General features: G+C 67.5%; 2 protein-coding genes. Both read left to right on the plus strand.

The features are described 5' to 3' along the window. Window positions 1–446 (plus strand): phosphatidylserine decarboxylase (locus tag RHBS_RS27860; protein WP_145977662.1); only part of this gene is annotated, 446 nt, incomplete at its 5' end. Window positions 447–454: 8 nt separating this feature from the next. Further along, a partial coding sequence (locus RHBS_RS27865; RefSeq protein WP_145977663.1) for a phosphatidylcholine/phosphatidylserine synthase occupies window positions 455–1,186 on the plus strand: 732 nt, incomplete at its 3' end.

Below are 1,186 nucleotides of genomic sequence, written 5' to 3' on the forward strand. Positions count from 1 at the left end.
TCACGCTCGTCGACACCGCCGTCCCGCCCGCCGAGCTCGATCTGGGCTCGCAGCCGGTGCCGCGCGTGAGCATCTTCCTCTCGGTTCTCGACGTGCACGTGCAGCGCGTTCCCGTTGCCGGTCGCGTCATCGAGGTCGTGCACCGCCGCGGCCAGTTCAAGTCCGCGGACCTGGCCGAGGCCAGCGAGGTCAACGAACGCAACAGCATGCACATCAGGACCGACTCCGGTCAGGATGTGGCAGTTGTGCAGATCGCCGGCCTCATTGCGCGACGCATCATCAACAACGCCAAGGTGGGCGACACCCTCTCGATCGGCGACACGTACGGCCTGATCCGATTCGGCTCGCGCGTGGATACCTACTTCCCCGCGGGCACCACCTTGCTGGTCGAACGCGGCCAACGCGCCGTCGGTGCCGAGACAGTGCTCGCAGAGCTTCCGCAGTAGAAACCGACATGATCACCAGACGCGCCAAGCCGCCTGCTGCCATCCGTCTGCTCCCGTCCGTCGTCACGATTCTCGCGCTGTGCTCCGGCCTGTCGGCGGTCAAGTTCGCCCTCGACGGCCAGCTCGGCACAGCGCTCGCCATGATCGGTGCCGCGGCGATCCTCGACGCATTGGACGGTCGCATCGCCCGATTGCTCGACGCCACCAGCAAGATCGGTGCCGAACTGGATTCGCTGTCCGACGCCATCTCGTTCGGTGTGGCCCCGGCGCTGGTGCTGTACGTGACTCTGCTCGAGGGCAGCAGCGGCGGCTGGATCGTGGCGCTGGTCTACGCCGTGAGCATCGTGCTCCGGCTCGCGCGCTTCAACACTCTGCTCGACGTGGACGACACGCCTGCCTACGCGCGCGAGTACTTCACCGGTGTTCCCGCCCCCGCCGGAGCGCTCATCGCCATGGCACCGATCGCGGGCTTCGAGCAATTCGGCGACGGCTGGTGGGCCTCGTTCTACGTCGTCGCCGGATGGGCGATCGTCACCGCCGGTCTGATCGTCAGCCGGATCCCCACGTTGGCGCTCAAGACGGTCTCGGTGCCGCCGCGGCTGGCCGCGATCTTGCTGGTGCTCGTCGCGCTGCTCGCCGCCGCGCTCATCACCTTCCCGCTGATACTGCTGATGGGCTTGGTGCTGGCCTACCTGGTGCACATCCCGTTCGCGGTGCGCTCGCAGCGTTGGACTGCCGCG

It is taken from the genome of Rhodococcus sp. BS-15, from assembly GCF_000813105.1.
Lineage (GTDB): Bacteria > Actinomycetota > Actinomycetes > Mycobacteriales > Mycobacteriaceae > Rhodococcoides.